Genomic DNA, 14,460 nt, shown 5'->3' on the forward strand with positions numbered 1-14,460 from the left:
TCCGTATTCAACATCACGTTTGACGCCACGGAAACACGTCGAGGAGCGGACGCACGGCACCCTGGAGGAGGAGGTGTGACGGCGGGAGAGGACGCGTGATGCGAACCGGCGACGAGATGCGACGCTCGGCGGTGGCCTGGATTCCGCCCGCGGAGCTGTGGCCGTCGATCCAGGACATCCGCCGGGACTACGATCCCCAGATCCACCGCTGGCCGCCGCACGTCAACGTGATCTTCCCCTTCGTACCCGAGTCCGACTTCGAGCGGGCCGCCCCACTGCTGGCCGCGGCGACGGCCGGGGCACCGGTCTTCACCGCCCGGCTGGACGGGGTGCGGACCTTCCGGCACAGGGCGTACTCCACCGTGTGGCTCGATCCGGCGGCGGCCGGCAAGGCACCCTGGGAGGACCTGCACCACCTGCTGCGGCAGCGGTTCCCGCTCGGCCATGGACCCGCCAAGAACTTCACCCCGCATCTGTCCCTGGGCCGCACCCGGGATCCGCGGCAAGTCGGCGCCGACTGCGCCACCCGACTCGACGCCATGACGGCGACGGTCTGGGAACTCGTCCTGCTCTCGCGCAGGGGCCACGGGCCGATGCAGCCACGGGCCACGATCGCCCTGAGCACGGGTGAGATCCGCCGGCTGCCCTCCCCCGGCCTCGACGCGCCCGGGCCGGAGGACACGGCCTGGCTCTCCGCGATCTCCGACAGGTGAGGTCACGGCGGCGGGCCGGGCGCCGGTCACACCGGATCCTCCGCCTCCGTGTCGCCGTACAGCCTGAACCGATCGGCGAGAGCGGATCGATCACGCGCCACCCCGCCGCCGAGCGGAGCCTCGGCGACGCACGCGCAACGCGGTGAGACGCGCCACAATCCACCCAATAAATCGGACTAATGCGCAAAAATGCTTCTTTGAAGCTGATTGCCCCTCTGGTAATCAGCCGGGGGATTCAACGACCAGCGGCATGGGAGAAGCGTTTGATCACCGTAAGCAAGCGACGCACCGGGCTGATGGCTACGGCCGGAGCACTCGCACTCACGGCGCTGGGCGGTACCAGCTACGCGGCCACCAACGACACCGGGACGCACTCGGAGACGCGGACACAGGCACCTCAGACGGACGCTCAAGACGTTTCCGACGCCCGAATAGGGATCACACCCGGGCAGGGAGTCCACAGCCTCGGGGTCAACGACCCCGTGAATGTCACCGTCAGCGACGGCAGACTCACCAAGGTGACCATGACCGCCGTCGCGACCGGCACCGAGGTTCGGGGCACCCTGTCCGCGGACGGCACGTCCTGGAAGGCGAACGGCCCGCTGAAGCAGGCCACCCGATATCAGGTCGCCGCGGAGGCCGTGGACGCGAAGGGCCGCTCCGCCACCGAGAACGCCACGATCTCCACCGTCTCCCCGGCCAACGACTTCCTCGGGCACCTCTCCCCCGAGAACGGCTCGACCGTCGGTGTGGGCATGCCCGTGACCTTCAACTTCGACAAGGCGATCGGCGACAAGGCCGGCATCGAGTCGAAGATCCAGGTCAGCTCCAGCAGCGGCGAGCAGGTCGTCGGCCACTGGCTCAACAACAGCCGCCTGGACTTCCGCCCCGAGCACTACTGGAAGCCCGGCTCCACCGTCACCGTCAAGATGAGCCTCGACGGCGTCGAGAAGACGGTCACGTTCAAGATCGGCCGGAGCCAGATCAGCACCGTCGACGCCAGGACGAAGCAGATGACCGTCGTGCGGGACGGCAAGACGATCAAGACCATCCCGATCTCGTCCGGCAGCGCCGAGCACCCGACGTACAACGGCCGGATGGTCATCTCCGAAAAGTACCGGAAGATCCACATGAACGGTGCGACCGTCGGCCTCACGGAGAAGGACGGCAAGCCCTCGTACGACATCAAGGCCGTACCGCACGCCATGCGCCTGACCGCCTCGGGCACGTTCATCCACGGCAACTACTGGGGCGGCGACTCGGTCTTCGGCAAGGTCAACACCAGCCACGGCTGCGTGGGCCTGAAGGACGTCAGGAACGCCGGCGACGGCAAGCAGCCCGCCGCGTGGTTCTTCGACAACTCGCTGACCGGTGACGTCGTGGTCGTCAAGAACTCCGCGGACAAGGCCACGGTGGCCCCGGACAACGGTCTCAGCGACTGGAACATGCCGTGGAGCGAGTGGGTCTCGGGCAGCGCGTCGAACTGACGCCACGTCGTTCGCGCACGCGAACCCGCACCCCTTCCGCCGGCGGCGGCCGGCACACCATCGGCCGCCGCCCGCGGCGCCAGGGAGGCTCGGACTCGCCCCGGGGGAGTCCTTGAGCCAGGAAAACGCAACGAGGACCACGACCGTCAGGTCGGGGTCCTCATTCGTGTATCGCTACACAGTGTGTCCGAGGGGGGACTTGAACCCCCACGCCCGATAAAGGGCACTAGCACCTCAAGCTAGCGCGTCTGCCATTCCGCCACCCGGACAAGGTGTCTGCCGCCTGGCCGGGGATGTTCCCCGCGGCGACATGGATAACAATACCAAGCTTTCGGAGTGCCTTTCACCTGCATATCCGCCCCCGGAGCGGGTCCGTGGAGCGGGGCGGGGGTGCGCCTACAGTCTCACCATGGGTGACTGGATGACTACCGGCGGTCTGCGGGAAGGGCGGCGGCCGAGAGCGCTGTCGCCGTGGCGGGAGCACCTGCGGGACACGTTCTGGTTCGCGCCCACCGCGGCCATGGTGCTGGTCTTCGTGGTGTGGGCGGTGGCCACCGAGATCGACACCGCGATCGTCGGCGCACTGCACGACGCGCACGACTACGACACCCTCGACGATCTGCTGCGTCTGGCCGACGACGCGAAGGCCGTGGTGACCGTGGTCAGCTCGGCGATGATGACCTTCATCGGTGTGGTCTTCAGCATCTCGCTGGTCGCCGTGCAGATGGCGAGCGGGCAGTTCAGCCCGCGCGTGGTGCGGATCTTCGTACGGAGCCGGATCACCAAGGCCACCTTCGCGGTGTTCCTCGCCACCTTCCTGCTCTCGCTCCTCGTGCTGACCTCGTACGAGGGGCAGGCCGAAGCGAGGTACGTGACCTCGATCCCCCTGGTCCAGTCGGTGCTGACGCTCACCATGCTGGGCCTGAGCCTGCTGCTCTTCGTGCTGTACGTGAACCAGACCCTGCGGCTCATGCGCATCAGCCATGTCATCGACCGCATCACCCGCGAGGCGTTCAAGGTCGTCGCGCACCTGCCCGTGGCCCGCTCGACCGGCGAGGAGGACACGCTCGGGCCCGAGACCGCCCGGGTCGCCCACCACGGGCGGGCCGGCGTTCTGCGGGACGTGAACATCGCCCGGCTGGTGCGGGCGGCCAAGCAGGAGGATGTCGTACTGCGGCTGCTCCCGCGGATCGGGGACTTCGTCGTTCCCGGCACTCCGCTGTTCGCCGTGCACGGAGGCCGCGCCCCAGCCGGGCGGTCGCTGAGCTCCACCGTGTCCGTCGGGGTGGACCGCACCTTCCACCAGGACTTCGCGTTCGGACTGCGTCAGCTCGCCGACATCGGGCTGCGGGCGCTGTCGGCCGCGGTGAACGATCCGACCACGGCCGTGCAGGCGATCGACCGCATCGTGCAGTTCCTGGCCGCCGTCGCCTGCCGGCCCCTCGACACCGCTCTCCACCGGGACCGGCGCGGGAACGTACGGCTGGTGCAGCCCGTGCCGGGCTGGACGGAGCTGGTCGATCTCGGGTTCGCGGAGATCCGGGGCTGCGCGGTGGGCACTCCGCAGGTCACCCGGCGTCTCGTCGCCGGCCTGGACGATCTCGCCGCGATCGCTCCCGAGGGCCGCCGTGAGCCCCTGCTCCGCCACCGCGCCCTGCTCGTCGAGGCCGTCGAGCGCTCGGTACCCGAGCCCTCGGACCGCGCCTTCGCGCTGCGCCCGGACCGGCAGGGCATCGGCTAGCCGACCGGAACGGCACAGCACGGCACAACACCGCACGGCACGGCACGGCAGCAGGGCACTGCCCTGCATGAACCTGCACGGGAGTGCATCTGTCTGCATGGCATGCCAGAGCAGCACGGTGCGGGCTCGGGCAGTCGGTCCGGCGGGCGGGGCACCGCGTCAGCGGCCGGGCCGGCTCACGGCATCAAGTGGTACTCCGGGAAGTTCCCCGGCAACCGCTCCCCCGCCGGGCCCTGGGTCACCGCTCGCACCAGGAGCTCCCCGCCCACGAACGCGCCGCGCCACGACGCGCCGAAGCCGCCGAAGAGCTCGTCGCGGTCGCCGCGGGAGCGGGGCCTGCCATGGCCGACCTTGAACGCGCGGATCTGGGGGGCCAGCCGGGCGTACGTCGCCTCGTCGTCCGTGGACAGGGTGGCGACCAGCGCCCCGTTCGAGGCGTTCATCGCGGCGAGCAGTTCGGCCTCGGTGTCGACCAGGACGATCGTGTCGACCGGGCCGAAGGGTTCCGCGTGGTGCAGCGGTGAGGAGGGGGGCGGGTTGAGGAGCGTCACGGGCTGGACGTACGCCGCCGTGTCCTGGCCGGGCAGGAAGCGGGCGTCGGACGGCTTGCCGCGGTACAGCGGGACCGCGCCCCGGTCGATGGCCTCGGCGACCTGGTCGTTCAGCTCCTTGGCCTTGGCCGCGTTGATGACCGGGCCGAAGTCCAGCGACGGATACGGGTCGCCGGGCCGCTCGACGGCCAGCGGGTGACCGGTGCGCAGGGTGCGGACGGCCGGCAGGTACGCGGCGAGGAAGTCGTCGAACAGCGCGCGCTGGACGACGAAGCGCGGGTAGGCGGTGCAGCGCTGCTTGCCGTAGTCGAAGAGCTTGGGAACGACCGCCGTCAGCGCGTCCCAGTCGCTGTGGTTCCAGACGCCCCAGGTGTTGAGCCCCTCCTGTTCGAGGACATGGCGCTTGCCGAGGTCGGCGACGGCGGTGGCCACCGCGGCGCCGGTGTCCCGGCCGCCCACGAAGGAGACGCAGCCGATCTCTGGCGCGCGCACGAGTGCCTCCGACAGCTCGCTCCCGCTGCCGCTGACCAGCGTGAGGGGGATGCCTTCGCGTACGGCAAGGGCGCAGGCCAGGGTGAGACACGCGACCCCGCCGTCGGTCGGGGTCTTGGCGATGACCGCGTTGCCCGCCAGTGCCTGCACCAGCATCGCGTGGACGAGAACGCTCATCGGGTAGTTCCAGCTCGCGATGTTGGAGACGGGGCCGTCGAGCGGGGTCCGGCCCTCCACCATGGGTTCGATGCCGTCGACGTACCAGCGCACGCCGTCGATCGCGCGGTCCACGTCGGCCTGGGCGAGCCGCCAGGGCTTGCCGATCTCCCAGACGAGCAGGAGCGCGAGCAGTTCACGCAGTTCGGTGAGGGCGTCGAGGGTCGCCGCCACGCGGGCCCGGCGTTCGGCGAGGGGCACGTGCCGCCAGGCGCGGTGCTGGTCGAGCGAGGCGCGGACGGCCGCCCGGGCGGTGGCGCCGTCGAGGCGTGGGGGTCCCGCGACGGGCCCGCCGTCGACGGGGCTGGTGGCGGGCAGGGCCCGGCCGTCGGTCTGCCAGCCGGAGTTCCAGAGGTTGAGCACCCGGTCGTCGCGGAACGCCTCGGGGGCGGCGGCGAGGGACCGCCGCCAGGCGTCGGGCCAGGACGTGCCGGACTTGAGGACGAGGGGGGCGGGGGCGTCGGGGCCGCGACGGGGCGGCGGGGTGGACGGGGTGTGGCCGGGGGTTGTCACGCGTGTCTCCGCTCTCGGTGCACAGTCGGGGGCGGGGGGCCCGGTCCCTGCCGGACGGCAGGTCGGACGGGCCCTCGCGAACAGTCGTGGCGTACGTAAGGGAAGAGGAAGGTGGTGAACGCGGGCGGCTTCCTGCAGTCACCTCGGGTCAACTATGGGTGACATCACTCGGGGTCGCTCGCTCCGCCAGCCGCGCGAGGACCAGCCGGGCCGTCTCGGTCGGGGTTCCGCCGACCTGGACGCCGACCGCCTCCAGGGCCTTCCTCTTGGCCTCGGCGGTGCCCGAGGAGCCGGAGACGATGGCGCCGGCGTGCCCCATGGTCCGGCCCTCGGGGGCGGTGAATCCGGCGATGTAGCCGACGACGGGCTTGGTGACGTGATCGCGTATGTACGCGGCCGCCCGTTCCTCGGCGTCGCCGCCGATCTCCCCGATGAGAACGATCAGCTCGGTGCCGGGGTCCTCCTCGAAGGCCGCCAGACAGTCGATGTGCGAGGTGCCGACGACGGGGTCCCCGCCGATGCCCACACAGGTCGAGAAGCCGATGTCCCTGAGTTCGTGCATGAGTTGGTAGGTGAGGGTGCCGGACTTGGAGACCAGACCGATGCTCCCCGGGCCGGTGATGTCGGCGGGGACGATGCCCGCGTTCGCCTGTCCGGGGGAGATGAGGCCGGGGCAGTTGGGGCCGATGACGCGGGTCCCGCGGGCGGCGGCGTGCGCGCAGAAGGCGACGGAGTCGTGGACGGGGATGCCCTCGGTGATGACGACGGCGAGCGCGATTCCGGCGTCGGCCGCCTCCAGCACGGCCGCGCGGGCGAAGGCGGGCGGCACGAACACGACGCTCACGTCGGCTCCCGTCGCCTCGATCCCCTCGCGCACCGACCCGAAGACGGGGACGGCCCTCGGGCCTCCTCCCCTGCCCGCGGGGCCGGGGAGGTCGAACTCCACGGTCAGACCGGCCTTGCGCGGATTGACGCCGCCGACGACGTCGGTGCCGGCGGCGAGCATGCGCCAGGTGTGCCGCATGCCTTCGGCGCCGGTCATGCCCTGGACGAGGACTTTGGACTCCTGGGTGAGAAAGACGGCCATGTGCCGCTCCTTCAGCTCTTGTGGGCCAGTCGTGCGGCCAGGCGGGCGGCGGCGTCCATGGTGGCGGCCTGGTGCACCAGGGGGTGTGCCCGGTCGCCGAGGACGGCACGGCCCCGGGCCGCGTTGTTGCCGTCGAGCCGGACCACGATCGGTTTGGTCGGCCGTACGGCGTCCAGGGCCCGCACGATGCCGTCGGCGACGGCGTCGCAGGCGGTGATGCCGCCGAAGACGTTGACGAGGACGGACCGGACGCCGGGGTCGGACAGGACGACGGACAGTGCGTCGGACATGACCCGCGCGGAGGCCCCGCCGCCGATGTCGAGGAAGTTGGCGGGGCGGGCGCCGCTTCCGGCGACCACGTCGAGCGTCGACATGACGAGGCCCGCGCCGTTGCCGATGACACCGACCTCGCCGTCCAGCTTCACGTAGTTGAGGCCCTTGGCGGCGGCGGCGGCCTCCAGCGGGTCGTCGTGCGAGGCCTCCTGTCCGTCCCAACGCGCCTGACGGTAGCGGGCGTTGCCGTCGAGCGTGACCTTGCCGTCCAGGGCCATGAAGTGCCCCTGGGCGGTGCGGACGAGGGGGTTCACCTCGACGAGGAGGGCGTCCTCGCGGACGAGAACCTGCCAGAGCCGGACGAGGACGTCGGCGGTGCGCGGCGGAAGCCCGGCCGCCCGGACGATCTCGGCGGCCTTCTCCGGGGTGACGCCCTCCGCGGGGTCCACGGGGACGCGCGTCACCGCCTCCGGCCTGGTCGCCGCCACCTCCTCGATCTCGGTGCCGCCCTCGGCGGAGGCGATCGCCAGGAAGCGTCCGGCGGCGCGGTCGAGGACGTAGGAGACGTAGAACTCGGCCTCGATGTCGACGGGTCGGGCCAGCATGACCGTGCGGACCGGGTGACCCTTGATGGTCATGGTGAGGATCTCGCGCGCCGTGCGTTCGGCGGCTTCCGGGTCCCCGGCGAGCCGCACTCCGCCCGCCTTGCCGCGCCCGCCGGTCCTGACCTGGGCCTTGACGACGGCCCGGCCGCCGAGCCGGCGGGCGATGTCGCGCGCCCCGCCGGGCGAGTCGGTGACCTCGGCGGGAGGCACCAAAATCCCGTGCTCTGCGAAGAGTTGACGCGCCTGATGTTCGTACAGGTCCACGATTCGGCTCCTGTCCTGAAAGTGGTGCGCGACCCCTGGACATCACCCATCGGATGCGGGATAACCATCTTCATACAGTATTCGTCGACTGTATGCAATATACGAACCTGGCCCACCCGCCGCTGCGACCGGGGCGGCTCACGGCAACGAACAAAGTGAGGTGACCTGTGACGACCAAGGCTCTCGAAGGCATCCGGGTCCTGGACATGACGCACGTTCAGTCCGGCCCCTCGGCGACCCAGTTGATGGCATGGCTCGGCGCCGACGTGGTCAAACTCGAGGCGCCGAGCGGTGACATCACCCGCACCCAACTGCGGGACATCCCGGACGCCGACTCGCTCTACTTCACCATGCTCAACAGCAACAAGCGCAGCATCACCCTCAACACCAAGACCGAGCGCGGCAAACAGCTTCTGACCGAGCTGATCCGCCGCTCCGACGTCCTGGTGGAGAACTTCGGCCCCGGCGCGATCGACCGCCTGGGCTTCACCTGGGACCGTATCCGCGGGATCAACCCGCGGATCGTGTACGCCTCCATCAAGGGCTTCGGGGACGGGCCTTACACCGACTTCAAGGCGTACGAGGTGGTCGCGCAGGCCATGGGCGGCTCCATGGCCACCACCGGGTTCGAGGACGGCCCGCCGATGGCCACCGGCGCCCAGATCGGTGACTCGGGCACCGGCGTCCACGCCGTCGCCGCCGTCCTCGCCGCACTGCTCCAGCGCACCCGCACCGGACGCGGACAGCGCGTCAACGTGGCCATGCAGCACGCCGTCCTCAACCTCTGCCGGGTCAAACTGCGCGACCAGCAGCGCCTGGCCCACGGGCCGCTCGCCGAGTACCCCAACGACGACTTCGGCGACGAGGTCCCCCGCTCGGGGAACGCCTCCGGGGGCGGCCAGCCCGGCTGGGCCGTCAAGTGCGCGCCCGGCGGCCCCAACGACTACGTCTACGTGATCGTCCAGCCCACCGGCTGGAAACCGATCACCCGGCTGATCGGCCGCCCCGAACTGGCCGACGACCCCGGCTGGGCCACACCACGGGCCCGGCTGCCCAGACTCGCCAAGATGTTCCAGCTCATCGAGGAATGGACCACGACATTGCCCAAATGGCAGGTGCTGGAGAAACTCAACGCCGAGAGCATCCCGTGCGGACCGATCCTGTCCACCAAGGAGATCATCGAGGACGCCTCGCTCGCCGCCAACGACATGGTCGTCGAGGTCGCGCACCCCGAGCGCGGCTCGTACGTCACCGTCGGCAGCCCGCTCAAACTCTCCGACTCCCCCGTCGACATCACCGCCTCCCCGCTGCTCGGTGAGCACAACGAGGAGATCTACATCGGCGAACTCGGCCTCGGCGACGAGGAATTGCGGCTTCTCAAGACGGGCGGGGTGATCTGAGGTGACCGCTCAGGACCGGGTGGCGCGGGTGCGGGCACTCCTCGACGGCGTACGGCGCGAGGGCCGCACCGCGCTGACGGCGCCCGAGGGCAAGCGGATCGCCGACGCCTACGGGATCGCCGTGCCCGGCGAGGAGTTGGCCACCGATGAGGACGAGGCGGTGACCCACGCGGAACGGTTCGGCGGCCCCGTGGTGATGAAGATCGTCTCCCCGGACATCCTGCACAAGACCGACGCGGGCGGGGTGCTGGTCGGTGTCAAGGGGGAAACGGACGTACGGGCCGCCTTCCGGACGATCGTCGACAACGCCCGTGCTTACGACGCCCGCGCCCGTATCGACGGTGTCCAGGTGCAGGAGCTGATCCCGCCGGGACAGGAGGTCATCGTCGGCGCGGTGACCGACCCGACCTTCGGCAAGGTCGTCGCCTTCGGACTCGGTGGTGTGCTCGTCGAGGTGCTCAAGGACGTCACCTTCAGGCTCGCTCCCGTGGACGCCGACGAAGCGCTGTCGATGCTCGACTCGATCCGCGCGGCGCAGATCCTGCGCGGGGTGCGGGGCGGTCCCGCGGTGGACCGGGCGGCCCTCGCCGAGCAGATCCGCCGGGTCTCCGAACTCGTCACGGACTTCCCCGAGATCGCCGAGGTGGACCTCAACCCGGTGATCGCGACCCCGCACGGCGCGATCGCGGCGGACATCCGCGTGATCCTCGGCGCGGGCGCCCCGGCCGAGCGGCGCCGGTACACCCGTGAAGAGATCCTCGCCTCCATGGACCGGCTGATGCGGCCGAGGTCGATCGCCGTGATCGGCGCCTCCGACGTCCCGGGCAAGATCGGCCACGCCGTGCTGCGCAACCTCGTCGACGGAGGCTTCGCGGGCGAGATCCACCCGGTGAATCCCAAGGCCGACGACATCCAGGGCCGCAAGGCCTACGCGAGTGTCACGGACATCCCCGGCGAGGTGGACGTCGCGGTCTTCGCCGTCCCCGCCCGGGCGGTGCCACGCGTCCTGGAGGAGGCCGGACGCAAGAACATCCCCAACGCGGTCCTGATCCCCTCCGGGTTCGCGGAGACCGGCGAACAGGCGCTCCAGGACGAGATCACGGCCATCGGCGAGCGGTACGGCATCCGGCTGCTCGGTCCGAACATCTACGGCTACTACTCGACCTGGCAGGACGTGTGCGCCACGTTCTGCACGCCCTACGACGTGAAGGGCGGTGTCGCGCTCTCCTCGCAGTCCGGTGGAATCGGCATGGCCGTGCTGGGGTTCGCCCGCACCACGAACACCGGTGTCTCGGCGATCGTCGGGCTCGGCAACAAGGCGGATCTGGACGAGGACGACCTGCTCACCTGGTTCGGCGAGGACCCGCACACCCGGTGCGTGGCGATGCACCTGGAGGACCTCAAGGACGGCCGCGCCTTCGTGGAGGCGGCCCGGGCCACCGTCCCGAAGAAGCCTGTCGTCGTCCTGAAGGCGGGGCGGACCGCCGCCGGCGCGCGGGCCGCGGGCTCGCACACCGGAGCCCTCGCGGGCGACGACGCCGTGTACGACGACATCCTCAGGCAGGCCGGGGTCATCAGGGCTCCCGGCCTGAACGACATGCTGGAGTACGCGCGCGCCCTGCCGGTGCTGCCCGCTCCCCGGGGCGACAACGTCGTGATCATCACCGGCGCGGGCGGCAGCGGCGTGCTGTTGTCCGACGCGGTCACCGACAACGGGCTGTCCCTGATGGAGATCCCGCCGGACCTCGACGCCTCCTTCCGGGAGTTCATCCCGCCCTTCGGGGCCGCGGGCAACCCGGTGGACATCACGGGCGGCGAGCCGCCGTCGACGTACGAGGCGACGATCCGGCTCGGTCTTGAGGACCCGCGCGTCCACGCGCTCGTCCTCGGCTACTGGCACACCGTCGTCACCCCTCCCCTGGTGTTCGCCGAACTCACCGCGCGCGTGGTGGCCGAATTCCGCGAACGCGGCATCGAGAAGCCCGTGGTGGCGTCGCTCGCGGGGGACGTCGAGGTCGAGGAGGCCTGCCGGTACCTGTACGAGCGGGGGGTCGTGGCCTACCCGTACACCACCGAGATGCCGGTGGCCGTCCTCGGCGCGAAGTACCGCTGGGCGCGCGCGGCCGGCCTGTTGGGGGGTCGTTCATGACATGAGGACGCGGGGGGCCGGCCGACGGTGCGCGTCGGCCGCCCCCGGGACCCGTGAGCGCACGAAAGGCATGTGGCAGGGGGCGCTGACCAGATCTTTCGACGCAAGGGGATCTCGATCGACATGACAACCACCGGCTACTCGACATCGGTTCCACCCCGAGAGGTGACGGACCGGAACGGACGCGTGTACCGCGTCGGCGAGACCGACATCGACATCATGGGCCGAAAACGCGCGTGGATGGTCGTCCTGCCCTGGGCGGGCATGCTGGGCATCAGCTCCGCCGAGTACGCGTTCACCTCGGCGGAGGACACCCTTCACGAGGCCCATCTCTGGAGCAGCGGACACATCTTCTGGCTGATGGGCGTCTGGGTGTTCTTCCAGGCGGCCGTGGCCTTCCCGGCCGGGCGACTGCGGGAGAGCGGCAGACTCCCCGCCCGTACGGCGATGCTGCTGGGCGCGCTCGGCACCCTCCTCGGCTATGTGTCCCTGGCCTTCGCGCCGCATGTGGCGGTCGCCTATCTGGGCTTCGGCATGTGCAGCGGCATCGGAGCGGGTCTCGTCTACGCGACCTGCGTGAACATGGTCGGCAAGTGGTATCCGGAGCGCAAGGGCGGCAAGACGGGCTTCGTCAACGGCGGTTTCGCCTACGGGTCCGTGCCCTTCGTCTTCCTGTTCACCTCGTACATGGACCTGGGCAACTACCGGGGCGTCCTGGTGGGCGTCGGCCTGGTCTGCTGTGCCCTGGTCGCGGCGGCCGGCTGGTTCTTCAAGGACCCGCCGAAGGGCTGGTGGCCGCCGGACGTGGACCCGTTGAAGGTGCCGGACGACCCGAAGATCCGGCGGGCGCTGGAGAAGAACCCGCCGGCCGTGAAGCAGTACACCCCGAGGGAGGCCGCGCGTACCCCTGTTCTGTGGATGATGTGGTTCTGTCTGCTGTGCACGGCCGGGATCAACATCTTCGGCATCGCGTTCCAGGTCCCGTTCGGCAAGGACATGGGCTTCGCGGGCGGGGTCGTCGCCACGGCGATGTCGCTGAAGGCCATCGTCAACGGCACCGGACGCGGGGTCATCGGCTGGATCTCCGACCGCGCCGGACGGCGCCACACGCTGATCATCGTGTGTCTGGTGCTGGGTTCGGCCCAGTTCGGTGTGCTGGTCTCGGGCCAGATGGGCAGCATGCCGTTCTTCCTGTTCTGCTCCATGGTCTCCGGCTTCGGCGGCGGCGCGATCTTCCCGCTGTTCGCGGCCATGACGGCGGACTACTTCGGCGAGAACAACAACGCCTCCAACTACGGGATGGTCTACAGCTCGAAGCTGATCTCGGGCCTCGTGGGCTCCGGCGTGGGCGCGGTCGTCGTCGGCGCGTGGGACTACCACGGTGCCTTCGTGCTCGCCGGGTCCATCGGTCTGGCGTCCGCCGTGCTGGCCCTGTTCCTCAAGGCACCGGACCGGCCCACGGCCCGCGGCATCGTCCCCAATCCGCACCCGCTCGGCGAGGAGATGGCGTCATGACGGCGGAACCCATGGCGGCGAAGGAATCGCCGGACGAGCCCGGCGCCCAGGGGCGCGCGTACCGGGAACTCACGGACGCCCGGGGCCGGGTCTACCGAGTCGGCGAGACCGACCGGGACATCCTCGGCCACTCGCGCGCCTTCATGGTCTACCTCCCCTGGGTCGCCATGATGGCCATCAGCGTCTTCGAGTACGCGTACGGCTCGGCCGAGGACACCCTGTCCCACGCCCACGGCTGGACGCAGAGCAACACCTTCTGGATCCTGAGCATCTGGGTGTTCTTCCAGGCCGGCATCGCCTTCCCGGCCGGCTGGCTGCGGGAGAGAGGCATCCTGACGGCTCGTCAGGCCATGTACGCGGGCTCGGTCATGTGCGCGGCCGGGTTCCTCGCCCTGTCGCATCTGGACAATGTCCTGCTGGCGATCCTGGGCTTCGGTGTCATCGGGGGTCTCGGGTCAGGTCTGGTGTACGCGACCTGTATCAACATGGTCGGGAAGTGGTACCCGGAGCGTCGTGGCGCACGGACGGGATTCGTCAACGGAGGATTCGCCTACGGCTCCCTGCCGTTCATCTTCATCTTCAACTACGCCTTCGACACGGCCAATTACCACCGCGTGCTGGACCTCATCGGCGCCTACGTGATGATCGTGGTGCTGACAGCCGCGTTCTTCTTCAAGGACCCGCCGAAGAACTGGTGGCCCGCGGACGTCGACCCGCTGACCCTTGGCGGTCCCGGGAAGGGGACCGCGAGCCTCTCGAAGAACCCTCCCGCCGTGAAGCAGTACACCCCCAAGGAGGCCATCAGGACCGGCATGCTCCCGCTGATGTGGATCGCGCTGGTGATGACCGCCGGTGTGTCGATCTTCGGGATCTCCTTCCAGGTCGACTTCGCCAAGGAGGTGGGCTTCGGTCCGCTGGTGGCGGCCTCGTCGATGGGGGTGATGGCGGTCGTCAACGGCGTGGGCCGGGGTGTGGTGGGCTGGCTCTCCGACACCTGGGGGCGCAAGCGGACCCTGGTCTTCGTGATCGTGGTCCTCGGACTCGCGCAGTTCGGCGTGATCTGGGCCGGTGACCTCCACAGCGAGGCGCTGTTCCTGTTCTTCGCCTTCCTCTCCGGATTCGGTGGCGGGGCCTTCTATCCGATGTTCGCGGCCCTGACCCCGGACTACTTCGGCGAGAACTACAACGCCACCAACTACGGCCTGGTGTACAGCGGAAAGCTGATCAGCGGTCTGTTCGGCGGCGGGCTCGGCTCGATGGTGGTCGCCGCCTGGGGCTACAACGGCGCGTACGCGCTGGCCGGCGGCATCTCCATGGTGGCGGCCGCGGTCGCCCTGCTGCTGCGGCAGCCGGGGCGCAGCGGCGCGGACACCTCGGTGCCGCAGCCGCAGCCGGTGGGCTGAGCGACGGCGGACCCGGGTGGAAGCGGCCCTCCTCGCGGCATGGCGAGGAGG

General features: G+C 70.1%; 10 protein-coding genes and 1 tRNA gene. 7 read left to right on the forward strand and 4 right to left on the reverse strand.

Translation table 11 applies throughout. The features are described from left to right. Window positions 1-98 precede the first annotated feature (98 nt). Together ACWEBX_RS21900 and ACWEBX_RS21905 are read left to right on the forward strand one after the other, a co-directional pair. Window positions 99-713: a 2'-5' RNA ligase family protein gene (locus ACWEBX_RS21900; protein ID WP_451886507.1), complete on the forward strand. Its 615-nt coding sequence runs from the start codon at window positions 99-101 to the stop codon at window positions 711-713. Window positions 714-976: 263 nt separating this feature from the next. Beyond that, window positions 977-2,200 carry an Ig-like domain-containing protein gene (locus ACWEBX_RS21905; protein WP_451886508.1) on the forward strand — a complete coding sequence of 408 codons (1,224 nt, stop codon included), beginning with the start codon at window positions 977-979 and terminating at the stop codon, window positions 2,198-2,200. 184 nt (window positions 2,201-2,384) lie between these two features. Here ACWEBX_RS21905 and ACWEBX_RS21910 read toward each other — a convergent pair. Further along, window positions 2,385-2,469: transfer RNA gene (locus tag ACWEBX_RS21910), tRNA-Leu, on the reverse strand. 140 nt (window positions 2,470-2,609) lie between these two features. Between ACWEBX_RS21910 and ACWEBX_RS21915 the strand changes: the two genes are divergently transcribed. Further along, window positions 2,610-3,941 (forward strand): DUF2254 domain-containing protein, encoded by a 1,332-nt coding sequence (locus ACWEBX_RS21915; RefSeq protein ID WP_451886509.1) that lies wholly within the window; start codon window positions 2,610-2,612, stop codon window positions 3,939-3,941. 176 nt (window positions 3,942-4,117) lie between these two features. On the opposite strand, the gene ACWEBX_RS21920 is transcribed toward ACWEBX_RS21915, so the two are convergent. The 3 genes from ACWEBX_RS21920 to sucC form a co-directional block, all read right to left on the reverse strand. Further along, window positions 4,118-5,713: an aldehyde dehydrogenase family protein gene (locus tag ACWEBX_RS21920; RefSeq protein ID WP_451886510.1), complete on the reverse strand. Its 1,596-nt coding sequence runs from the start codon at window positions 5,711-5,713 to the stop codon at window positions 4,118-4,120. A gap of 148 nt (window positions 5,714-5,861) precedes the next feature. Continuing rightward, window positions 5,862-6,800: a succinate--CoA ligase subunit alpha gene (gene sucD, locus ACWEBX_RS21925; protein WP_451886511.1), complete on the reverse strand. Its 939-nt coding sequence runs from the start codon at window positions 6,798-6,800 to the stop codon at window positions 5,862-5,864. Between the two features lie 11 nt (window positions 6,801-6,811). Continuing rightward, window positions 6,812-7,942, reverse strand: a complete 1,131-nt coding sequence (gene sucC, locus ACWEBX_RS21930) for an ADP-forming succinate--CoA ligase subunit beta (protein ID WP_451886512.1) — start codon at window positions 7,940-7,942, stop codon at window positions 6,812-6,814. Between the two features lie 167 nt (window positions 7,943-8,109). On the opposite strand from sucC, the gene frc reads away from it, so the two are divergent. From frc to ACWEBX_RS21950, 4 genes are all read left to right on the forward strand, one after another. Further along, entirely contained in the window at window positions 8,110-9,342 is a 1,233-nt protein-coding gene (gene frc / locus ACWEBX_RS21935; protein WP_451886513.1) for a formyl-CoA transferase, read from the forward strand. Window position 9,343: 1 nt separating this feature from the next. Further along, the gene (locus tag ACWEBX_RS21940; protein ID WP_451886514.1) at window positions 9,344-11,491 is read left to right on the forward strand and encodes an acetate--CoA ligase family protein; all 2,148 of its coding nucleotides are present in this window, start codon (window positions 9,344-9,346) and stop codon (window positions 11,489-11,491) included. Window positions 11,492-11,614: 123 nt separating this feature from the next. After that, the gene (locus ACWEBX_RS21945; RefSeq protein WP_451886515.1) at window positions 11,615-13,006 is read left to right on the forward strand and encodes an OFA family MFS transporter; all 1,392 of its coding nucleotides are present in this window, start codon (window positions 11,615-11,617) and stop codon (window positions 13,004-13,006) included. After that, window positions 13,003-14,409, forward strand: a complete 1,407-nt coding sequence (locus ACWEBX_RS21950; RefSeq protein ID WP_451886516.1) for an OFA family MFS transporter — start codon at window positions 13,003-13,005, stop codon at window positions 14,407-14,409. The genes ACWEBX_RS21945 and ACWEBX_RS21950 overlap by 4 nt, the downstream gene beginning before the upstream one ends. The last annotated feature ends 51 nt before the right edge of the window (window positions 14,410-14,460 follow it).

It is taken from the genome of Streptomyces sp. NPDC005070 (assembly GCF_053600395.1).

Excerpts from the sequence above, each read along its gene's own strand:
- ACWEBX_RS21900 (WP_451886507.1), top strand. The coding sequence starts at position 99 with ATGCGAACCGGCGACGAGATGCGACGCTCGGCGGTGGCCTGGATTCCG.
- ACWEBX_RS21915 (WP_451886509.1), top strand. The coding sequence starts at position 2,610 with ATGGGTGACTGGATGACTACCGGCGGTCTGCGGGAAGGGCGGCGGCCG.
- sucD (WP_451886511.1), bottom strand. The coding sequence starts at position 6,800 with ATGGCCGTCTTTCTCACCCAGGAGTCCAAAGTCCTCGTCCAGGGCATG.
- ACWEBX_RS21945 (WP_451886515.1), top strand. The coding sequence starts at position 11,615 with ATGACAACCACCGGCTACTCGACATCGGTTCCACCCCGAGAGGTGACG.
- ACWEBX_RS21950 (WP_451886516.1), top strand. The coding sequence starts at position 13,003 with ATGACGGCGGAACCCATGGCGGCGAAGGAATCGCCGGACGAGCCCGGC.